The organism is Chitinophaga oryzae, assembly GCF_012516375.2.
GTDB classification, from domain to species: Bacteria; Bacteroidota; Bacteroidia; order Chitinophagales; family Chitinophagaceae; genus Chitinophaga; species Chitinophaga oryzae.
Map to the genome: position 1 here is coordinate 3,808,235 of NZ_CP051204.2, position 18,595 is coordinate 3,826,829.

Annotated in this window: 12 protein-coding genes and 2 tRNA genes; 9 read left to right on the forward strand and 5 right to left on the reverse strand. The window is 52.2% G+C overall.

All coding sequences use genetic code 11. From position 1 onward, the window contains the following. Positions 1–39: 39 nt before the first annotated feature. Together HF324_RS15785 and HF324_RS15790 are read right to left on the reverse strand one after the other, a co-directional pair. The gene (locus HF324_RS15785; protein ID WP_168803395.1) at positions 40–1,500 is read right to left on the reverse strand and encodes a RagB/SusD family nutrient uptake outer membrane protein; all 1,461 of its coding nucleotides are present in this window, start codon (positions 1,498–1,500) and stop codon (positions 40–42) included. A gap of 16 nt (positions 1,501–1,516) precedes the next feature. Further along, positions 1,517–4,525, reverse strand: a complete 3,009-nt coding sequence (locus HF324_RS15790) for a SusC/RagA family TonB-linked outer membrane protein (RefSeq protein WP_168860238.1) — start codon at positions 4,523–4,525, stop codon at positions 1,517–1,519. Between the two features lie 215 nt (positions 4,526–4,740). On the opposite strand from HF324_RS15790, the gene HF324_RS15795 reads away from it, so the two are divergent. Both HF324_RS15795 and HF324_RS15800 read left to right on the forward strand, forming a co-directional pair. Beyond that, positions 4,741–6,123, forward strand: a complete 1,383-nt coding sequence (locus HF324_RS15795; protein WP_168860239.1) for a ligand-binding sensor domain-containing protein — start codon at positions 4,741–4,743, stop codon at positions 6,121–6,123. Positions 6,124–6,161: 38 nt separating this feature from the next. Beyond that, on the forward strand, positions 6,162–8,825 hold the full coding sequence (locus HF324_RS15800; protein ID WP_168860240.1) for a hybrid sensor histidine kinase/response regulator transcription factor: 2,664 nt from the start codon (positions 6,162–6,164) through the stop codon (positions 8,823–8,825). Positions 8,826–8,841: 16 nt separating this feature from the next. On the opposite strand, the gene HF324_RS15805 is transcribed toward HF324_RS15800, so the two are convergent. Continuing rightward, positions 8,842–9,654 (reverse strand): XRE family transcriptional regulator, encoded by an 813-nt coding sequence (locus HF324_RS15805; protein ID WP_168860241.1) that lies wholly within the window; start codon positions 9,652–9,654, stop codon positions 8,842–8,844. A gap of 70 nt (positions 9,655–9,724) precedes the next feature. Here HF324_RS15805 and HF324_RS15810 point away from each other — a divergent pair, with 70 nt between their 5' ends. Genes HF324_RS15810 through HF324_RS15825 form a run of 4 tightly spaced genes read left to right on the forward strand, consistent with a single transcriptional unit; the run spans position 9,725 to position 15,817 of the window. Next, positions 9,725–10,459 carry an ImuA family protein gene (locus HF324_RS15810; protein WP_168860242.1) on the forward strand — a complete coding sequence of 245 codons (735 nt, stop codon included), beginning with the start codon at positions 9,725–9,727 and terminating at the stop codon, positions 10,457–10,459. Positions 10,460–10,463: 4 nt separating this feature from the next. After that, entirely contained in the window at positions 10,464–11,957 is a 1,494-nt protein-coding gene (locus HF324_RS15815) for a Y-family DNA polymerase (protein ID WP_168860243.1), read from the forward strand. Positions 11,958–11,968: 11 nt separating this feature from the next. Continuing rightward, complete coding sequence (locus HF324_RS15820; RefSeq protein WP_168860244.1) at positions 11,969–15,178, forward strand: error-prone DNA polymerase; 3,210 nt, start codon at positions 11,969–11,971, stop codon at positions 15,176–15,178. A 6-nt stretch (positions 15,179–15,184) separates the two neighbouring features. Further along, positions 15,185–15,817 (forward strand): alpha-ketoglutarate-dependent dioxygenase AlkB family protein, encoded by a 633-nt coding sequence (locus tag HF324_RS15825; RefSeq protein WP_168860245.1) that lies wholly within the window; start codon positions 15,185–15,187, stop codon positions 15,815–15,817. On the opposite strand, the gene HF324_RS15830 is transcribed toward HF324_RS15825, so the two are convergent. Together HF324_RS15830 and HF324_RS15835 are read right to left on the reverse strand one after the other, a co-directional pair. Next, positions 15,814–15,978, reverse strand: coding sequence for a hypothetical protein (locus HF324_RS15830; RefSeq protein ID WP_168803403.1), 165 nt, complete (start codon positions 15,976–15,978; stop codon positions 15,814–15,816). The genes HF324_RS15825 and HF324_RS15830 overlap by 4 nt on opposite strands. A gap of 23 nt (positions 15,979–16,001) precedes the next feature. Next, positions 16,002–16,952, reverse strand: a complete 951-nt coding sequence (locus tag HF324_RS15835) for a helix-turn-helix transcriptional regulator (RefSeq protein ID WP_168803404.1) — start codon at positions 16,950–16,952, stop codon at positions 16,002–16,004. A gap of 122 nt (positions 16,953–17,074) precedes the next feature. Here HF324_RS15835 and HF324_RS15840 point away from each other — a divergent pair, with 122 nt between their 5' ends. From HF324_RS15840 to HF324_RS15850, 3 genes are all read left to right on the forward strand, one after another. Then, on the forward strand, positions 17,075–18,061 hold the full coding sequence (locus HF324_RS15840; RefSeq protein WP_168803405.1) for an NAD-dependent epimerase/dehydratase family protein: 987 nt from the start codon (positions 17,075–17,077) through the stop codon (positions 18,059–18,061). 150 nt (positions 18,062–18,211) lie between these two features. Further along, positions 18,212–18,285 (forward strand) — tRNA-Arg (locus HF324_RS15845). A gap of 146 nt (positions 18,286–18,431) precedes the next feature. Next, positions 18,432–18,505, forward strand: a tRNA-Arg gene (locus HF324_RS15850). The last annotated feature ends 90 nt before the right edge of the window (positions 18,506–18,595 follow it).

An 18,595-nucleotide genomic window follows, 5' to 3' on the forward strand; every position in this document is an offset into this window, starting at 1 on the left:
GGTTTTAAGGTGAAAATGGATGTAGGGCCGTCGTATTTATTACAAGCCATTGTTGATCTGCTGGTCGTTGTAAGGAATGGGTAACCAGTATCTGGCTTTGGTGATTGTATTCAGTGGTTTCAGATCGTCTGCCGCTTTACGGGAGTTGGCGGTTTCCACCAGTTCGAGACGCTGCAGATCGAACCAGCGGGTATATTCCCCGGCAAATTCCCAGGCCCGTTCGTCGGCTACGGCATTGGCGAATGCTGCGCCGGAAAGGCCCTGCGGCAGATCGTCGAGGCCGGCGCGCTTCCGGATGAGGTTGACGGCATTGTAGGCTTCTGCAGACGGCGCCCCGGTGGAACGTGCCTGCGCTTCTGCATAGGTGAGCAGCACCTGCGCATAACGCAACAGTTTCACGGAAAGATCACTACCGGACGTCAGGAAGCCGGGGGTGGGGGTGTTTACCCTGAACTTGTTGTAATAAGGATGTTTGGTCTGACCGTTTTGCCAGCTGACGTCGCCCGCGCTGGTTTTGAATGTCGTGTGAAACGTTACGTCTTTTCTTTTGCCTTCGGGAAAATTGTTGAAGAAAGTGACTTCGCAGAAGTAATCGTCCCATCCTGCTTCATCTCCCGGCATGCTTGATTTTCCATACAGGGTACTGGGATTGCCGCAGCTGTTGCAGAACTGCAATGCAAACACATCTTCCGGGGTATTGTTGCTGGAAGGTGTTCCGGTCCATAAGCTGCCGAAGTCCGGTACCAGGTCAAAGCCATAGACCGCTTTGCCGTCGATCACCTCTTTGGCTTTAGCGGCGGCGAGCGCGTATTTGGAGGCATCTTTCAGCGGGTATCCTCCTTCGGTAAGGTATACTTCCGCAAGCAATGCTTTGGCGGTGCCTGCGCTGGCTCTGCCTGCGACGGGCTTGGTATTGCCCATCAGGGTTTCTGCTTTTTTCAGGTCTGCTTCGATCAGCGCGTACACCTGCGCGGGGCTGCTCTTTTGTATGGAGAGCAGGTCCGGGCTGTATTTCGATGTGGTGATCAGCGGGATGTTGCCCCATAACCGTACCAGCCAGAAATAGGAGAAGGCCCTTAAAAAATAAGCTTCACCGCCAATCTGCCGGATGTTGGCGGAAGTACCCGCCTTTTCGTAATTGGCGATGATGTTATTGGCATTCTGGATGGTCTTGTAACATCCGAGCCAGATAACGTTAATACGGCCGTTGGTGGAGTTAACGGCAAACTGGTCCATCTCCCTTAGTTCCTGTTTGTTACTGGCGGAATGGGTGGTGAGATCGTCGGAGCCCATTAGTACGGCATCTACCGCTGCTGTGGCAAAGCCCGACGTATAGCCGTTTTTTAAAGGCTGGTATGCGCCGGCCAGGGCGGTCTGCAGGCCTTCGATGGTGCGCAGGGCGTCATCGCCAACAAGCTGTCCGTTGGGCGTTTCATTCAATTCTTTGTTACAGGCTGATATGGCGGATACAAGCAGTAAACAGTATATTATCTTTTTCATGTGCCGGAGTTTGAAGTTAGAAACCGATTTTTACGCCTCCTGTGATGGTTTTTGCATTGGGATACGAGCCATAGTCAATGCTTTGATTAACGTCGCTGCCGGCGCCGGTGGCAACGCTGTTGGTTTCCGGGTCCAGCCCTTTATACTGCGTGATCGTAAAGAGATTGACCGCCCGTACATACAGCGTGATCTTCGCCTGCTTCACCATCGACCCGGGTAACTGATAGCTAAGGCTGATGTTCTTAAACCGGATGAAGGTGCCGTCTTCCAGGAACCGGGTGCTGACCATATAGTTCTTATTGGTTTTGCTGAATGCGGGAATATCTGAAGTTTCGTTGACCCCGGGGATATACCTGTTTTTGATGTCAGCAATGGTGGCCTGCCGCATATCGGAGTTGGCGGTAATGCCGGCGGCATAGGTGTAATTCAGTTTATCATATCCCCCCAACGACTGTACGAAAACATTCAGCGTGAAACCTTTCCAGGTAAAGGTATTGTTCCAGCCCCACGAATACCGTGGCAGCCCGTGCCCGATAATGTGGTAATCACCGCCGTCGATAACCCCGTTACCGTCGAGGTCCCGGTATTTAGCATCTCCGGGCACATTGCCATAGGCTGCGGCAGCTGCTTTTTCTCCGGGTTTCCAGGTTCCTTCATAGGTAAGTCCCCAATAGGTGCCAAGCGGTTGCCCGGGAATGATCATGAACTCCGGCTGGGGTGAAAGGCCCGCGCCCACGTTGGTGCCGGAAGGGATGTTTTTGTCGGAGTAAAGCGACTCCACCCTGTTACGGAGAAAGGAGATGTTGAAAGCGCTGTTCCAAGTGAGGGCGTTGCGACGGATAATATCGCCTGACAAAGAGAGCTCAATTCCTTTGTTGTTTACTTTGCCGACATTGGACAGTACGCTGCCGCCGCCCAGGTAGTTGGGGATAGGAACGGAAAGCAGCAGGTTGCTGGTGTTTTTATTATAATAATCCGCAGTGAGCGACAAGCGGTTGTCAAACAGGTCTGCGTCCAGCCCGATATCCCACTGCTTGGTGGTTTCCCACTTCAGGTCCGGGTTCCCCGGGTTGCCAAGGATGATACCAGGGGTGATGCTGCCGGGGATCAAAGTGGTGTTGACGTTCTGATAGGCAGTCAGTGTCTGGTAGGGATTGATGGCCTGGTTGCCGGTAACGCCATACCCTGCCCTGATTTTAAGGTTGTTAACAAAGGAGGCATTCTTCATAAAATCCATTTCAGAGAGCTTCCAGGCCACCCCTACGGAAGGGAAGGTACTGTACTGGTGCCCTCCCTGGAATTTGGAGGAGCCGTCCCGTCTTACGCCGGCAGTGATGTAATAACGGCCTTTATAATCGTAGTTGACTCTTCCGAGGTAGGAAAGCAGCTTATAGTCGGAATAGTTGGTACCGATACCGTAGGTCTGCGCCAGTGACAGGTTATAGAAGCCGAGGTTGGGAAAGGTCAGGCTGTTGGCATTGGCGTTAAAACCGCTGGTGCTGAACGACTGATATTCCAACACACCTGTTATGGTGAGTTGATGGGTGTTGTTGAATAAATGACTGTAGGTAAGGTTATTGGTATTTTGGATGCCGATATTTTCACCTGAGCCGCGTCCGGCGTTCGCCAGTCTGGAGGATGTCACCGTAGGCCCTGTATAGTTCAGCGTCTGAATATTGCTGTAGTTGACGGCGCCGGACACATCGAAGGTAAGGCCCGGAACAAATTCGTATTTCAGCCCTGCGATGGTGGCAAATGTTGAATTATGCGTAATACTGTTCTGATCGGTAGCAATGGCTACCGGGTTATTGGAAATGGAGCCAATGGGGTCGTTGAGCGTGAATTTCCCTGTACTGTCGCGTACTGGTACGGTGGGCGCCCACGCGATAGCCTGGGTGACCGGCGCGTCCCTGCCCACGATGCCGGTGTTGCGCGTTTCATTTCTTACTGCGTAGGCGTTTACGTGAAGCGACAGTTTTTTGTACAGCTGTGCATTAAGGCCCGCCCTTACGGAATATCGTTTCAGGCCTGAATTAAGGATGATTCCCTGCTGGTTCAGAAAGTTTCCGCTGGTATAATACCTGGTTTTGTCACTCCCGCCGGAAATACTCAGTTGATACTCCTGAGTAGGGGCCGTTCTGAAGATTTCGTCCTGCCAGTCGGTGCCCCCCTGGCTTTTGAAACGCTCGAGCTGCTGCGGCGTAAAGATGGGCGATCCACCGTTAGCGATAGCGTTTTCATTGGCGGTGGCGGCAAAATCAGCGGCGTTCAGCAGGTCCATTTTCTTTAATACGCGGGCGCTGGAAAACTGTCCCATCAGTTCGATACTGGTTTTACCGGGCTTCCCTTTCCTGGTGGTGATGACAATGACGCCGTTGGCGCCCCGGCTGCCATAGATAGCGGTAGAGGAGGCGTCTTTCAGCACGTCCATTGTTTCTATATCCCCGGGATTCACCGTGGAAGGGTCGGCGCCAACGAAGCCATCAATCACATACAATGGGTTGTTATCGCCTTTGATGGAATTGTTTCCCCGTATCCGTACCGATACTGCTCCTCCCGGAGCGCCTGCATTGGACATCACCTGAACGCCGGCAGCCCTGCCCTGGAGGATCTGTTGCACATTTACTACGGGCTGCTCTTTAAAATCCCTGGTGGAGACAGAAGCAATGGAGCCGGTCAGGTCCCGCTTTTTCTGGGTGCCGTATCCCACTACCACCACGTCGGTGATAGCGGTTACTTTGGAAGCCAATACTACTTTTAACGGCAGACCAGCGCCGGCAAGGGGTACTTCCTTTGTAACATAATTGACGGCAGTAAAGACAAGCGTTTCATGGTCGCCGGCTTCTACTTCGAAGCTGCCGGACTTACCGGTGAGGGTGCCCCCGGGCCTTCCCTTTACCTGGACACTGATACTCTGGATCGGCTGGCCGTTTTCGTCAAGGACCGTTCCGGTCACCTTCCTGTTTTGTGCCCATACCCATAGCGGGAGTAACAGGATACTCAGCATCATTAATCGTGGAAACATAACGTATGTGTTTGGAATTTACTGACAGCAAGGTATCTTCTGTTATGTCCGGGTATGGGGTAAAATCAGAAAAAAGATGGGGTAAAATTGTAAATTCTGTGAAGAAAGGGATGAAAATCAGTATTTTTTTGCTATCCTGCAATTGATATGATGACATCCCCATCCTGCAAATAATGTTGAGCGAACTATTTTAATAAAGCACATTTGTTTCGGCTATGCTGAAAAACGGTTTCCTGGCACTCTTATTATTTTGTTCCCTGCGCCTGTGTAGTCAGGGCCTGTTGTTCAACAGGCTAACTTCGGAAGAGGGGTTGGCGCCCGGAGCGGTATTGAGTATTGCACAGGATGGGAATGGGTTCCTGTGGTTCGGGACACAAAATGGGCTGGACCGGTTTGATACGCGCCGGTTTAAAATTTATAAAAGCCAGGACGCTCCCGGCAACGATGTCCCGGAAAACTATATCACCCGTTTACTGGTAGACTCGCACAAGGTGCTGTGGGTGGGCACCCGTAATGGCCTGAACAGGTATGATCCGGTGATGGACCGCCTCGATCCGGTGCCGCTTGGAAAAAAGCAGGGAGAAGGCTTCCTGAGCATCAGCTGTATTTATGAAGACAGGCAGCATACGCTTTGGGTGTGGTCTTCGGAAGGGTTGTTCCGGCTGGACGATAGGGAAAGTGGTCGTTTTAACCCGGTCAGCATCCCTGATTCTGTCGCAGGGCTGTCGGTCAATAACAATATCCGCACTATTTTTCAGGACCATCAGGGCACCTACTGGATCGGGTCTTCCTGTGGACTTACACAGATGACGCCCGAAAACGGGAAGTGGCGTTTCCGCTGTTTCCGGCATGATGGCCGCAACGAATCCGGGTTAAGCGATAACTACGTTACCGTGATCTTTGAAGACAAAGCCGGCCGCCTGTGGGTAGGCACCCAGCAGGGCGGGGTCAATCTTTATGATCGCCGGTCAGATAGTTTTAAACATTACCGGGCCGGCGGGCCCAATGGGCTGGTGAACAATAATATCCGCGACATTAAGATGGATGCCCGCGGAATGTTGTGGATAGGCACGCAGGGAGGCATCAGTGTTTATGATCCGGCAAGCGGCCGGTTTGATAATTACCAGTCCTACCCCGATAATATCCAGACCCTGAGCCATAATTCGGTATACAGCATTTTTATGGACAGCTGCGCCACTGTATGGATTGGTACTTATTGGGGCGGGGTGAACAGCGTTTCGGCAGACAATACCCCTTTTCACGTTTATAAAAGCAGTACTTACGGCGAGGGGATCAACAATAGTGTGGTAAGTGCGCTCTCGGAAGACGCAGCGGGGAACCTGTGGGCAGGCACGGAGGGAAGTGGACTGAATTATATTAACAGGGCCACCGGCAGGATCACCTGGTTTCGGCATCATCCGCAAGAGGAAGCGTCACTCGGCTCTGACCTGGTGAAAGTGATTTACCGGGACAGGGATGGGCATATCTGGATCGGAACGCATGGCGGGGGCTTAACCTGTACAATCCTGCAGCCGGAAATTTCACGCGTTATTTTTACAGGGAAAACGATCCCACCGTCCGCACCGCTGAGATACTGACGATGCTGGAAAGCCGCGAGGGCATATTCTGGGTAGGCATGCAAACCGGTTTACGGGCGTTTAAAAGAACGGGTACGGCCTTACACCTGTTGCCTGATAACCGGCTTGTGCGGGCAGTGAGCGCCAGGTCCGTAAAGTCGGTCCTGCAGTCAGCCAATGGGGATCTCTGGGTAGGCACCTCCGGAGACCTTTTGCTGATGCGGCATAACAGCGACACTGTATACCGGTTTTCGACGAAGGAAGACCTGCCGAAGAATAATATCAATTGTATTCATGAAGACAGGAACGGAAACATATGGATTGGCTGTGCCTTTGGCGGACTGGCGCTGTATACACCCGGGGGAACAAAGAAGTTTACCATTTATACGAAGGAAAACGGACTGCCGGACGATAACGTCACCGCCATCCTGGAAGATAAACATAACAACCTGTGGATTAGTACCGGCAACGGGTTGTCCAAGCTGGACGTAAAGAACAGGAGCTTTAAAAACTACAATAAAAGCGATGGGCTGGCCGGTAATATTTTTAATATCAATTCCTGTTATAATAGCAGTTCAGGAGAGATGTTATTCGGAGGATATAAAGGACTTACCTTTTTCCGGCCGGACGACATCAGGGAAAACCCGTTTGCCCCGGTTACTTTCCTGACAGGCGTGAAACTGTTTGATCATCCGGTAACGATCGGGCAGTCGGACGGGCTGTTGGAAAAGGAGATAAGTCTTACCAGCGCTATTCGTTTCACCCATCTGCAAAATGTGTTTACACTGGAATTTGCTTCTCTGAATTATGTACAACCGGAAAAGAACAACTATGCCTTTAAGCTGGAAGGATTTGACAGCGACTGGAACTATACATCCAATCCTGCCGCCACCTATATGAACCTGCCGCCGGGCAGCTATACTTTTTTTGCGAAGGGTACCAATAATGATGGTGTTTGGGGGAAGCCGGCGCAATTACGCATCACCGTGTTGCCGCCCATCTGGAAAACGATCTGGGCTTACGGGTTATATGTTCTTTTTGCGGCAGCCGTTGTGTTTTTTGTTGTACGCTTTTTTGTGTTGCGGTCATTGATCCGGCGGGACCATGAGCTCACGCAGTTAAAGCTGGATTTTTTTACGAATATCTCCCATGAAATGCGGTCAAGGCTCTCGTTGATCATCGGGCCTGCAGAAAGATTGTTGTTAATCAACCGGGAAGATTATGAAAACTCCAGGCAATTAAAGATCATCAGGAAAAACTCGGAAAGCCTGTTGCACCTGCTGACGGAACTGATGGATTTCAGAAAAGCTGAATCAGGCAACCTGCCATTGCAGGTGGCAGAACAAGATATTGTCTCTTTTCTGCGAGAGGTCTTCTATGCCTTTGAAGACCAGATTCTGTCGATGAACATCCAGTATGGGTTTAATAGCCCGGATGTCCCGGTCTGGTTATATTTCGACAGGATCCAACTGGAGAAAGTGTTCTATAACCTGTTTTATAATGCCTGTAAGTTTACGCCATCAGGCGGCAGGATAGAGACCGCCGTTGAGGAGGAGGAGCGGGCGGTTGTCATTACCATAAAAGACAATGGCAGGGGAGTAGCTCCTGAAAATCTGCCTAAATTATTTACAAACTATTTCCAGGAAGATGATGATGGCAGCGACAATAAAGGATATGGTATAGGCCTGGCGCTGGCCAAAAGCATTATTGAGTTGCACGGAGGAACTATTGCGGTAGACAGTACCCGCACTGACGAGGGAAATACAACGGTCTTTACAGTTACTTTGCGAAAGGGTAACGTCCATTTCAATGCTACGGTAAGGATGGCCAAACCGGCCGCTGGCGGCGGGAACAAGGCTAATACACCGCCTGCTGCCCGGCAGCAGGAAGATTTGTTGATGATGCCGGATAATACAAAGCCGGGCACTGCTCAGAAAAAATATACGATTCTGCTGATAGAAGACAATGAAGAAATTCTGGCGTTTAATCGTGAAGTGCTGGAGAGAGATTATCATGTTGTTACCGGCACAAATGGTTCGGAAGGGTGGAAGACAGCGGTGGAACTGATCCCTGATATCATTGTCAGCGATGTAATGATGCCCGGTATGGATGGTTATACATTATGCAGCCAGCTCAAAAGTGACGAACGGACCAATCATATACCGGTCATCCTGCTGACGGCAATGTCGTCGTCTTCCCAGCAGTTAAGCGGGTTGCAGAAGGGAGCCGATGTATATCTTACCAAACCTTTCAGTATACAGGTATTGACATTACATATCAGTAACCTGTTGAGCCTGCGTGAAAAAATCCACCAACGCCTGGTGAAGCAACTGGCTTTCCCATCAGCGGGGCAGCCGGATGGCGATGGTCAGGAGCCGGACGAAGCGGCCGCCGTCATCGAAGATCCGTTCCTGTTAAAGGTGATAGCGGTGATTGAAGAGAACATGGATGAACCGGCTTTTAATGTAGATACCATTTCGCGGAAGCTGGCGATCAGCCGTCCGGTTTTGTATAAAAAACTGCATATGCTGACAGGGCTTACCGTAAATGATTTTATCAGGGCCATACGCATGAAAAAAGCGACCCTGTACCTGGATAGTGCCGAATACAATATCAGTGAGGTCGCCTATAAGGTAGGGTACAGTGATCCTAAATATTTCAGCCGCGAGTTTAAAAAACATTTCGGAAAATCGCCGAGGGACTGGAAGCAGAAAGGCAGCTAGGCTGCCTTTAAGTCAATTATTCTTCGCGGAGTAACAGGTCTACTTTTGTGTCCAGTTTTCCCAGCGCCTGTAAAATGGCTTCCATATCAGCCTGTGGCGACAACTCCGTGTTTGTCCAGTAGCTGTTGTATTTCCACATTTCCAGCACTTCGCTTACCGGAAGATCATAAGGTTTGAATAAGGGGTTCAGGGAAACAAGATGCAGTTGCCCGTGCTGTTGGATCCGGTTATATACTATTTTAAAAACGATGCCTTCATTTTTGGTGATCACCACGCAGGGCGTGCCGTCTTTGAGGGTGGACCAGTCCTGTATATATTCCACGATCACATAAGCCCCTTCCGGCACAGGCAGCATGGACTCGCCCTTCACGGGGAACATTCTGAATTTACGGTCGGCCGGCAGCTGCGGCATATGAAATACCGGCAGGCTGGAAATATAATCAGGGTCCGCATAACCGGCGGTATACCCGGCCTGTACGCTGTGGGAAACCATCTCCACCTGTTCTTTATTGTCCGGGGTGATGGTGGTGGCCAATACCCGCATTTTTTTCCCGGTTACGTAACTCATGTCGCCGGCTTCCAGTTCCCGCAGGTGCAGTTCTCCCAGCTGGGACAGGTCGAGCCGTACGAACGTGTCAATGTCTACCTTAAAAAAATCAGAGATCAGCACCTGGTCTTCCAGCGGCGGATTGCGGGTGGCGCCGGTTTCCAGCGCTTTCAGCTTGGTGCGGGTAAACTGCAGGGCGGCGGCGAGGTCGTCCTGTGTCATTTTTTTCCGGTTGCGGAGAAATTTCAGGTTATGCGCCCAAAAATTATTTTGTTCTTTCATATTTTTTTGGCATTATTACTGCCGTGGTATTGGCATTATTAATGCCAAATATAAGTCAACTTTTTGAAATATGAAACAGTCAGCTGAAAGAAATGAGGTGATCGCCAGGCTGAGAGGGGAAATTCTTTCTTCAGGGAGTACTGTGTATTCATCCCATTCCAATGAGCATCCCGACCTCGGCCCGTTGAACAGGGCATTTCCGGGGGATTGTTTTCCTTTCAGGGGCACCCATGAATTTATCAGTCATACCAGTGAAACGGCGGCAGCCACGCTGGGATTTATGGCCGGACTGCTGAGCCGTTTAATGAAAGGGCCGGAGATGGCTGTATGGGTGGGCGCCCACCGGACGCTGTTTCCGCCCGGCCTGAAGGCTTTTTGCGTGGTGCCGGACAGGATCATTTTTATTGACCTGGTATCGGAGAAAGAGTTGCTCTGGGTGGTGGAAGAGTGTCTGAAATGTAATGCGCTGGCGGCGGTGGTGGGAGAGGTCCCGGATATTCATCCCATTGCGCTGCGCCGGCTGCAACTGGCGATAGAAAAAAGCGGGGTGCCCTGCCTGTTGCACCGGCACCGGCCGCGGAGTGTGGAGAACACCGTGTGTACCACCCGCTGGATGATCTCGCCCATGGCCAGTTTGATGGAAGATGATTTACCGGGCGTAGGTTACCCGCAATGGCAGGTAGCGTTGCTGAAAGTCCGCAACGGCAAGCCGGGCAGCTGGCAGATAACATGGGATGGGCAGCAGTTTCAGCATGGCTATACAGAAAAGACCGGGGAAGAAAATGTTTATATCAAAGCGGGTTAATCGTATGAAACGTTATATGGCAGTGTGGTTTCGCCATCTGGCGGCTGACCGGCTGGCGCTTCGTTTCCCGGGGCTCCGTCAGCAGCCTTTTGTGCTGGTGGCGCCGGAAAGGGGGCGGGTCATCATCCGTGCCGTCAGCCGGGAAGCCGGCGCGCTGGGCATACTGCCGGGTACGGTGCTGGCGGATGCCAGGGCCGTATATCCGGACCTGTTATTTTATGATGAGGACCCTTCGCAGGATAAGCTGCTGGAATCCCTGGCCATATGGTGTTACCGCTTTACGCCGGTTGCCGGCGTGGACGGGCCGGATGGGCTGGTGCTGGACATCAGCGGCTGTACGCACTTATGGGGCGGGGAAGAAGGTTACTTTGAAAATATTGTCACCCGCCTGCAGGCGGGCGGCTATCATGTGCGTGCAGCGATTGCCGATACTATGGCCGCCGCGTGGGCGGTGGCCCGTTACGGGACCACCCATCCGGTGATTGCTCCGGGAGGCCAGGCTGCGGCGATGCGTGACCTGCCGCCGGAAGCCCTCCGGCTGGAACCATTGGTGACAGAGCGTTTGCGCAAGCTGGGGTTTACACAAACAGGGATGTTTATGGACATGCCGCCAGCAGTACTGCGGCGGCGCTTCGGTCAGCAGGTGCTGGAGCGGATCGGCAAAGTGCTGGGCACCTTACCCGAACTGCTGGTACCGGTACAGCCGCCGGAACCTTATGTGGAGCGGCTTCCCTGCCTCGATCCGATCCGGACGGCGCCCGGTATTGAACTGGCCATCCGCAGGCTGCTGGAAACCATTTGTCAGCGGTTGCAACAGGAAGAGAAAGGACTCCGCAAAGCAAGGCTCGTCTGCTATCGCACCGATGGCGGGCAACAGCTGGTGGAGATCGGCACCAACAGTCCCGTGCGTAACCTGGAGCACCTGTTCCGGCTTTTTGAATTAAAGATCGATACCATCGAACCGGACCTGGGCATTGAACTGTTCGTGCTGGAAGCGCCGGTAGTAGAGGGCTTGACGACCCAACAGGAACGGTTGTGGGACCTGGACACCTGCGGCAAAAAGGATGCGGTGACCAAATTGCTGGACCGCCTGGAGAGCCGTATCGGTGCTGCGGCCATCCACCGGTACCTGCCGGAAGAGCACCACTGGCCGGAGCGTTCGGTGCGCACTGCCAGCGATATACAGGAAGCGGCGGCAACACCCTGGCCCGAACACCTGGTAAGACCGGTAAGCCTGCTGGGCGCGCCGGTGCGCATCGAGGTGTCTGCCCCGATCCCGGATTATCCGCCCATGCTCTTTATCCATAAAGGGAAAATACATAAGGTGGTCAGGGCCGACGGGCCGGAAAGGATTGAACGGGAATGGTGGATCGAGAAAGGCTTACAAAGAGATTATTACCAGGTGGAAGATGAGGAAGGAGGCAGGTATTGGTTGTTTCGCTCCGGGCATTATGGGGAACATAAGCCGGAATGGTTTATTCACGGATACTTTGCGTGAACAGTAACGGTATGGGATATACGGAATTGCAAATCACAACGAACTTCAGCTTTTTACGGGGCGCATCGCACCCGGAGGAACTGGTGGAACAGGCGGCCAGCCTGGGCTACAAGGCTATTGCTGTTACTGACCATAATACGCTGGCCGGTATCGTGCGGGCGCATGCCGCGGCGAGAGGAAAAGATATCCGTATTATCCCCGCCTGCCGGCTGGACCTGCAGGATGGTCCGCCATTACTGGCTTATCCGACGGACAGGGCCGCGTATGGCCGCCTGTCGGCCCTGCTTTCTACCGGTAACCTCCGTACGGAGAAAGGTAAATGTGAACTGTATAAAAGAGATGTCTATCAATATGCGGCCGGTATCAAATTCGTGATGATACCGCCGGCGGCGCTGAACGGGGAGTTTGACTTCGATACGGATTTTAAAAAAGCAGCGAGGGAGTACCGCCGGTATTTCAGATCGGAGCTATACATGGCGGCATGCTGGTCTTACCGCGGTGATGATGGTAAAAAACTGTACCGCATTGCACAGTTATGCGAAGAGCTGCATATCGGGATGGTGGCCACGAATGACGTGTATTACCATCACCCGGAACGGCGGGAGCTGCAGGACATTGTGACCTGCGTGCGGGAGAAATGCACGATCCACAACGCAGGCTTTCGGTTATACCAGAACGCGGAACGTTACCTGAAACCGGTCGCGGAAATGCAGCGTTTGTTCCGGCGTTATCCTGCCGCCCTGGCGCGTGCACAGGAAATAGCGGATGCCTGCCGGTTTTCGCTGGACAGCCTGGAGTATGTATACCCGGAAGAGATCACCACAGAAGGCCGTACGCCACAGGAAGAGCTGGAAATGCTGACCTGGCGGGGCGCTCATGAGCGGTTCCCCGATGGTATCCCGGAAAAAGTGGAGAACACCATCCGGGAAGAACTTTCTTTTATGGCCCGGAAAAATTACGCGGCTTATTTCCTGACGGTATACGACCTGGTGCGCTTCGCCCGGAGCCAGGAGATATTATGCCAGGGACGCGGCTCTGCGGCCAATTCCGTGGTATGTTATTGTTTGGGGATTACTTCCATTAATCCGCAAACGGTGAATCTCCTGTTTGCCCGTTTCATGTCAGACGCCAGGGATGAAGCGCCTGATATTGACGTGGACTTTGAGCACGAACGCCGGGAAGAAGTGATCCAGTATGTCTATTCAAAATACGGGCGTGACAGGGCCGGCATCGTGGCTACGGTGACACAGGTGCATTGGAAAGGCGCAGTGCGTGACGTAGGGAAAGCCATGGGCTTGTCGATGGATGCGGTAGATCACCTGGCGAAATCAGGGTATGAATTCAGGGAAGAATGGAAGGCGGGCGAAACCGTTTCCAGTGAAGGGTTTAGCGCGAAAGATCCGTTGTTGATAAAAGTGCTGGAACTCACGGAACAGTACATCGGCTTTCCGCGGCAACTCGGTCAGCATACAGGTGGTTTCGTGATCACACAGCATCAGTTGTCCGATCTTTGCCCTATCCTCAATGCCAGGATGGAAGGGCGGACCAATATTGAATGGAACAAGGACGACATCGAAGCGCTGGGGTTCCTCAAAGTGGATGTGCTGGCGCTGGGGATGCTGACCTGCATCCGTAAAGCATTTGATCTGCTGCGGCAACATTATGACGAGCATTACACGCTGGCAACTATTCCTGAAGAAGATGATGCTGTTTATGATATGATCTGTAAAGCAGATACCATCGGCGTGTTCCAGATCGAGAGCCGGGCGCAGATGTCGATGCTGCCCAGGTTAAAGCCCCGCAACTTTTATGACTTGGTAATCGAAGTCGCTATTGTAAGGCCCGGCCCTATCCAGGGCGACATGGTGCATCCGTATTTGCGCAGGCGCAATGGCGAAGAGCCGGAAGATTATCCTTCAGAGGAACTAAGAGCGATTCTTAAACGTACCAAAGGCGTGCCTTTGTTCCAGGAGCAGGCTATGGAGATAGCCATGGTGGCAGCGAATTTTACCGCTGCGGAGGCAGATGGTCTTCGTCGCAGTATGGCCACCTTCAAGGCACACGGACAGATTTCGAAGTGGCATGAGAAACTGGTGACGGGTATGGTGAAGAAGGGCTATGACCGTGCCTTTGCCGAGCGCATCTTCAAGCAGCTGGAAGGCTTCGGCTCCTATGGTTTCCCTGAAAGCCACGCCGCCAGCTTCGCGTTGCTGGTGTATGTTTCCTGCTGGATCAAATGTTATTACCCGGACGTATTCGCCTGTGCATTGCTTAACAGTCAGCCCATGGGTTTTTATGCCCCGTCGCAGCTGGTGTCCGATGCCCGCAAACATGGGGTCATCGTTCGTCCGGTGGATGTGAACCATTCCAACTGGGACAATACGCTGGAAGAACATGCCGGTAAGTACCGTGCGTTGCGGCTGGGCTTCCGCCAGATAAAAGGGCTGGGGCAGGAAGAGATGGAGCGGCTGATAACAGGGCGTACAGCGCCATATAAAAATATCCATTCCATGATGGATGCCGGTGTCGGCCTGAGCGCTTTGGAGCGGCTGGCAGATGCAGACGCTTTCCGGTCTATGGGTATGGACCGTCGCCGGGCATTATGGGAAGTGTCGGCCCTGGCAGACCGGCCACATGCGCTTTTTGAAGGGCAGGCGTCAGAGAGCGCCAGCGAAGCGCCGGTAACGCTGCCTTTGATGACGCCTTCCGAACATGTGGTGCAGGACTATGCCACCATGGCTTTGTCGCTCAAAGCCCACCCGGTGAGCTTTGTACGGCAGCAACTGTTTAAACGCAGTGTCTTGTCCGTCCGGGAGCTGGATCAGTGGCCTGATGGCACCCTGCTGAGAGTAGCCGGACTGGTACTGGTGCGGCAGCGGCCGGGAACGGCCAGCGGTATCTGTTTTATCACGATAGAAGATGAAACAGGCAGCGCCAACCTGGTCGCTTTTGAGAAAATATTTGATCGTTTCCGGAAGGAAATCGTTTCGTCCCGCTTGCTGATGGTGGAAGGAAAATTGCAGCGGGAAGGGAGTGTGACGCATGTCATCATTCAGAAGTGTTATAACTGCAATGCGCTGCTGAACCAGCTGTCATTGCCCACCGATGAAGAGCACCTGATGAATGTGCCTTACAGCGACAGTACGCCGCCTGTCGCTAAAAAGACCGCGCCTAAAATGATACAGGCGGAACTATTCCCGAAAGGCAGAAATTTTAAATAGAGAATCATGCAACTGAAATTATTTGAAGATAGCCCGCTGATGCTGCCGGAAGACCTGTTAGAGTACTACCCGTCTTTTCTGGGCAGGGAAGAAAGTGATCAGTTACTGCAGCAACTGCTGAGTGCCGTTCCCTGGCAGCAAAGCAAAGTGATCATGTATGAGAAGGAAGTGCTGACGCCGCGGCTGTCGGCCTGGTTTGGAAGTGAGCCTATCCGGAGCGGGGACCAGCGCGCGGTATTGCCCTGGCCACCGGAACTGCTGGCTTTAAAAGCGAAAGTAGAAGCGCATACAGGCATATCGTTCGATGGTGTTTTATTGAACTACTACCGGGATAACAATGATTCGGTGGCCTGGCATTCGGACAAGGACACTGTACCGGGATTAAAAACAGAAATTGCTTCTGTGAGCCTGGGAGAGGAGCGTAATTTCGATTTCCGCAGCAAAGACAATCACCGCCGTCGTTATACCATCAAACTGGAACATGGATCGCTGTTATTAATGAAAGGCGACCTGCAAAAATACTGGGAGCACCGCATCGCCAAATCTGCCAAACCCATGAAAGCGCGGATCAATCTAACTTTCAGGAAAGTAGGCGGAACTGCGGCGCTCCCGTACCAGGGGGAAGCGGTTCCCCGCTAACAACCGTTATAGTCGTAGAATGTTTTGTCCATAGCTTCTTCGTATTGTTCTGCATCCGCTTTGGGAAGATGTTTTTTCTTCAGAATGACTTTTTTCTGCGTCACACCATTGGGGTGTATCCGGATGCCGGAAAATCCATCTTTGTTTTTTTGTAAGATCATGACGCCGGAAAACCGCGGTTCTACTAGCGGTTCCGGACTTGTCCCGGCGTGATGCCAAACCTCCGCTTGAAAGCATGGATAAAATTGCTGGCGTTGCCGTAGCCGGTCAGCCAGGCTACCTCGTTGACGTGCATGTCTGTCTGCTGAAACAGCTGCATGGCATGGGCCATTTTGCGTTCCTGTACCAGTTCATAAAAGGAGGTGTTGTACTGCAGGCGCAGTTGCTGTTTGATCTGGTGTTCCGTCAGGGGAAAATGCCGGGCCACATCAGCCAGGGATTGAAGCTGAAGGAAGTGCTCCAGGATATAGTGATAGATGTCCTGCATCTCCTGCTGCCATACCGGGCGGGGCTCCGGGTAAACCTCGGAAAACAGCAGGGTGATGATTTCTGTTATTTTGCTGTGACGGTATACCGGCAATAAGTTATCGGATACCGGCGGGTGTAACAACGAACGTAAAGCGAGCTGTATTTCCGGTGAAATCCGCATGGCGGAAGGGGAGAGTGTGAAGGTGGCGCCGGCAGACAGCTTCCGGGCGACTTCCGGCGTCGGGGTGGAAAACTGCGCCAGCACGTTCTGCAGAAAAGACTGCCGGAAAGTGATGGCAAGATATTCGAATCCCTGTTGTGCTTTGAAGTGCAGGTCCGACTGGAAATTGTCGGACGCGTACAGGTTAAATTCCCCGGCCTGCAGCGGTTGTGGAACAAGGCCTTTAAAATCGGCGCAGGAGCTGCCTTTCAGCTGGAAGTGAAGGCTGACATGCGGAACATCTTTTACTTTTTGCACTTTGATGTCCTGTCCGAAATCAGCTTTGAACTGTATGATCCCGAAGTCCTGGTTAAAGGCATGCGACACCTGGTGCCGTACGTGTGGTATGGCGGTGGTGTTGTGCTCGAACTGATCGAAGCGACGGTCGCCGGAAAACCTCCGGGCTGCAATCTCTTTATAGGCGTCTCCGCTGATCGTATAAGCCATACCGCAAAGATCACCATTTTTACGTCGTAAATCAATACCCGTTGCCGGCTATCATTACTACCTTTAACGGATAAAGCATAGAGCAATAACAAAATTTCAAAATAATAAAATTTCAAAATGATATGCGTGTTTTAGTTACCGGTAGTTCCGGGCATCTGGGCGAAGCGTTGGTGCGCAGGCTGCAGGAGTTGCATTATGAAGTGATCGGTGTGGACAGGGTGGCCGGTGCTTTTACGTCGGCTGTCGGTTCCATTACCGATGCAGATTTTATCAGGGAATGTATGAAGGACGTAGCGGTGGTGTTCCACGCAGCTACTTTACACAAGCCGCATGTGGTCACTCATTCCGTGCAGCAGTTCGTTGACACAAATATCACAGGAACGCTGACGTTGCTGGAAGCGGCTGTGGCGGCCGGCGTAGAGCGTTTTGTGTTTACCAGCACCACCAGTGTGTTCGGGGAGGCGATGGAACCGGCGCCGGGCGGACCGGCGGTATGGGTGACACCGGAGCTGCCGCCGGCGCCAAAAAATATTTATGGTATCACCAAGGTGGCTGCGGAAGATCTCTGCCGGCTGTTTTACCGCAAGCGCGGGCTGCCCTGTGTGGTGCTGCGCACTTCACGGTTCTTTCCGGAGATAGACGATGACCGCGAAAAACGGGCGGCGTATGCAGACCTGAACCTGAAAGTAAATGAACTGTTGTTTGGCAGGGTAGACCTGGCAGACGTGGTGTCTGCGCATCTGGCGGCCGCGGAGAAAGCGGCCATCATCGGGTTCGACCGTTATGTGATCAGTGCCACCACACCATTTGTTACAGCGGATATGCAGGCGCTGCAACAGGATGCGACGGCGGTGGTGCGCCGTTATTTTCCCGGTTTCGAGGAAGTGTACGACCGCCTGCATTGGAAGATGCAGCCGGTGATGGACCGTGTCTATGATAATTCAAAAGCGCGAAAGGCGCTGGGCTGGCGGCCGGCATACGATTTCGGACAGGCGCTGGCGGCGCTGAAAGAAGAGCGCGATGTCTTCAGTCCGCTGGCGCAGGTGGTCGGCTCTAAAGGTTATCATAGCACTGTTTTTACGGATGGACCTTATCCGGTTGATAAATAGCCGTCGCGGTAATTGCTTTGTGGGAGCATGTTTTAGCAGGCCATGCATCGACTGCGTATAGTGGTTGACGGTAGTGTCTCAAAAAATATTTTTAAAAAAATTTGTTTAAATAAAAACTAATCCTACATTTGCAATCCCAAACGGGGAAATGGCTGCGTAGCTCAACTGAATAGAGCATCTGACTACGAATCAGAAGGTTTCAGGTTTGAATCCTGACGCGGTCACAAAATGAAAAAAGCTGCAGCATGTTTTGCAGTTTTTTTTAGCTCAATAGAAACATACTGTTAAAAAGTAGCAGATGTAAAGGGTTGAAAAATAATTTGTTAAGATAAAATAAAATGTTTATCTTTGCAATCCCGAAACGGGAAATGGCTGCGTAGCTCAACTGAATAGAGCATCTGACTACGGATCAGAAGGTTTCAGGTTTGAATCCTGACGCGGTCACAGATTATCAATGAATGAAAAGGTCGCATGTTAAATGCGACCTTTTTTATTTTCCTCTCCGTTCAACAAGCTTACTCAGCCTGTTACTCC

Excerpts from the sequence above, each read along its gene's own strand:
- HF324_RS15840 (WP_168803405.1), top strand. The coding sequence starts at position 17,075 with ATGCGTGTTTTAGTTACCGGTAGTTCCGGGCATCTGGGCGAAGCGTTG.
- HF324_RS15795 (WP_168860239.1), top strand. The coding sequence starts at position 4,741 with ATGCTGAAAAACGGTTTCCTGGCACTCTTATTATTTTGTTCCCTGCGC.
- HF324_RS15810 (WP_168860242.1), top strand. The coding sequence starts at position 9,725 with ATGAAACAGTCAGCTGAAAGAAATGAGGTGATCGCCAGGCTGAGAGGG.
- HF324_RS15790 (WP_168860238.1), bottom strand. The coding sequence starts at position 4,525 with ATGTTTCCACGATTAATGATGCTGAGTATCCTGTTACTCCCGCTATGG.
- HF324_RS15800 (WP_168860240.1), top strand. The coding sequence starts at position 6,162 with ATGCAAACCGGTTTACGGGCGTTTAAAAGAACGGGTACGGCCTTACAC.
- HF324_RS15835 (WP_168803404.1), bottom strand. The coding sequence starts at position 16,952 with ATGGCTTATACGATCAGCGGAGACGCCTATAAAGAGATTGCAGCCCGG.
- HF324_RS15825 (WP_168860245.1), top strand. The coding sequence starts at position 15,185 with ATGCAACTGAAATTATTTGAAGATAGCCCGCTGATGCTGCCGGAAGAC.
- HF324_RS15830 (WP_168803403.1), bottom strand. The coding sequence starts at position 15,978 with ATGATCTTACAAAAAAACAAAGATGGATTTTCCGGCATCCGGATACAC.
- HF324_RS15820 (WP_168860244.1), top strand. The coding sequence starts at position 11,969 with ATGGGATATACGGAATTGCAAATCACAACGAACTTCAGCTTTTTACGG.
- HF324_RS15785 (WP_168803395.1), bottom strand. The coding sequence starts at position 1,500 with ATGAAAAAGATAATATACTGTTTACTGCTTGTATCCGCCATATCAGCC.
- HF324_RS15815 (WP_168860243.1), top strand. The coding sequence starts at position 10,464 with ATGAAACGTTATATGGCAGTGTGGTTTCGCCATCTGGCGGCTGACCGG.
- HF324_RS15805 (WP_168860241.1), bottom strand. The coding sequence starts at position 9,654 with ATGAAAGAACAAAATAATTTTTGGGCGCATAACCTGAAATTTCTCCGC.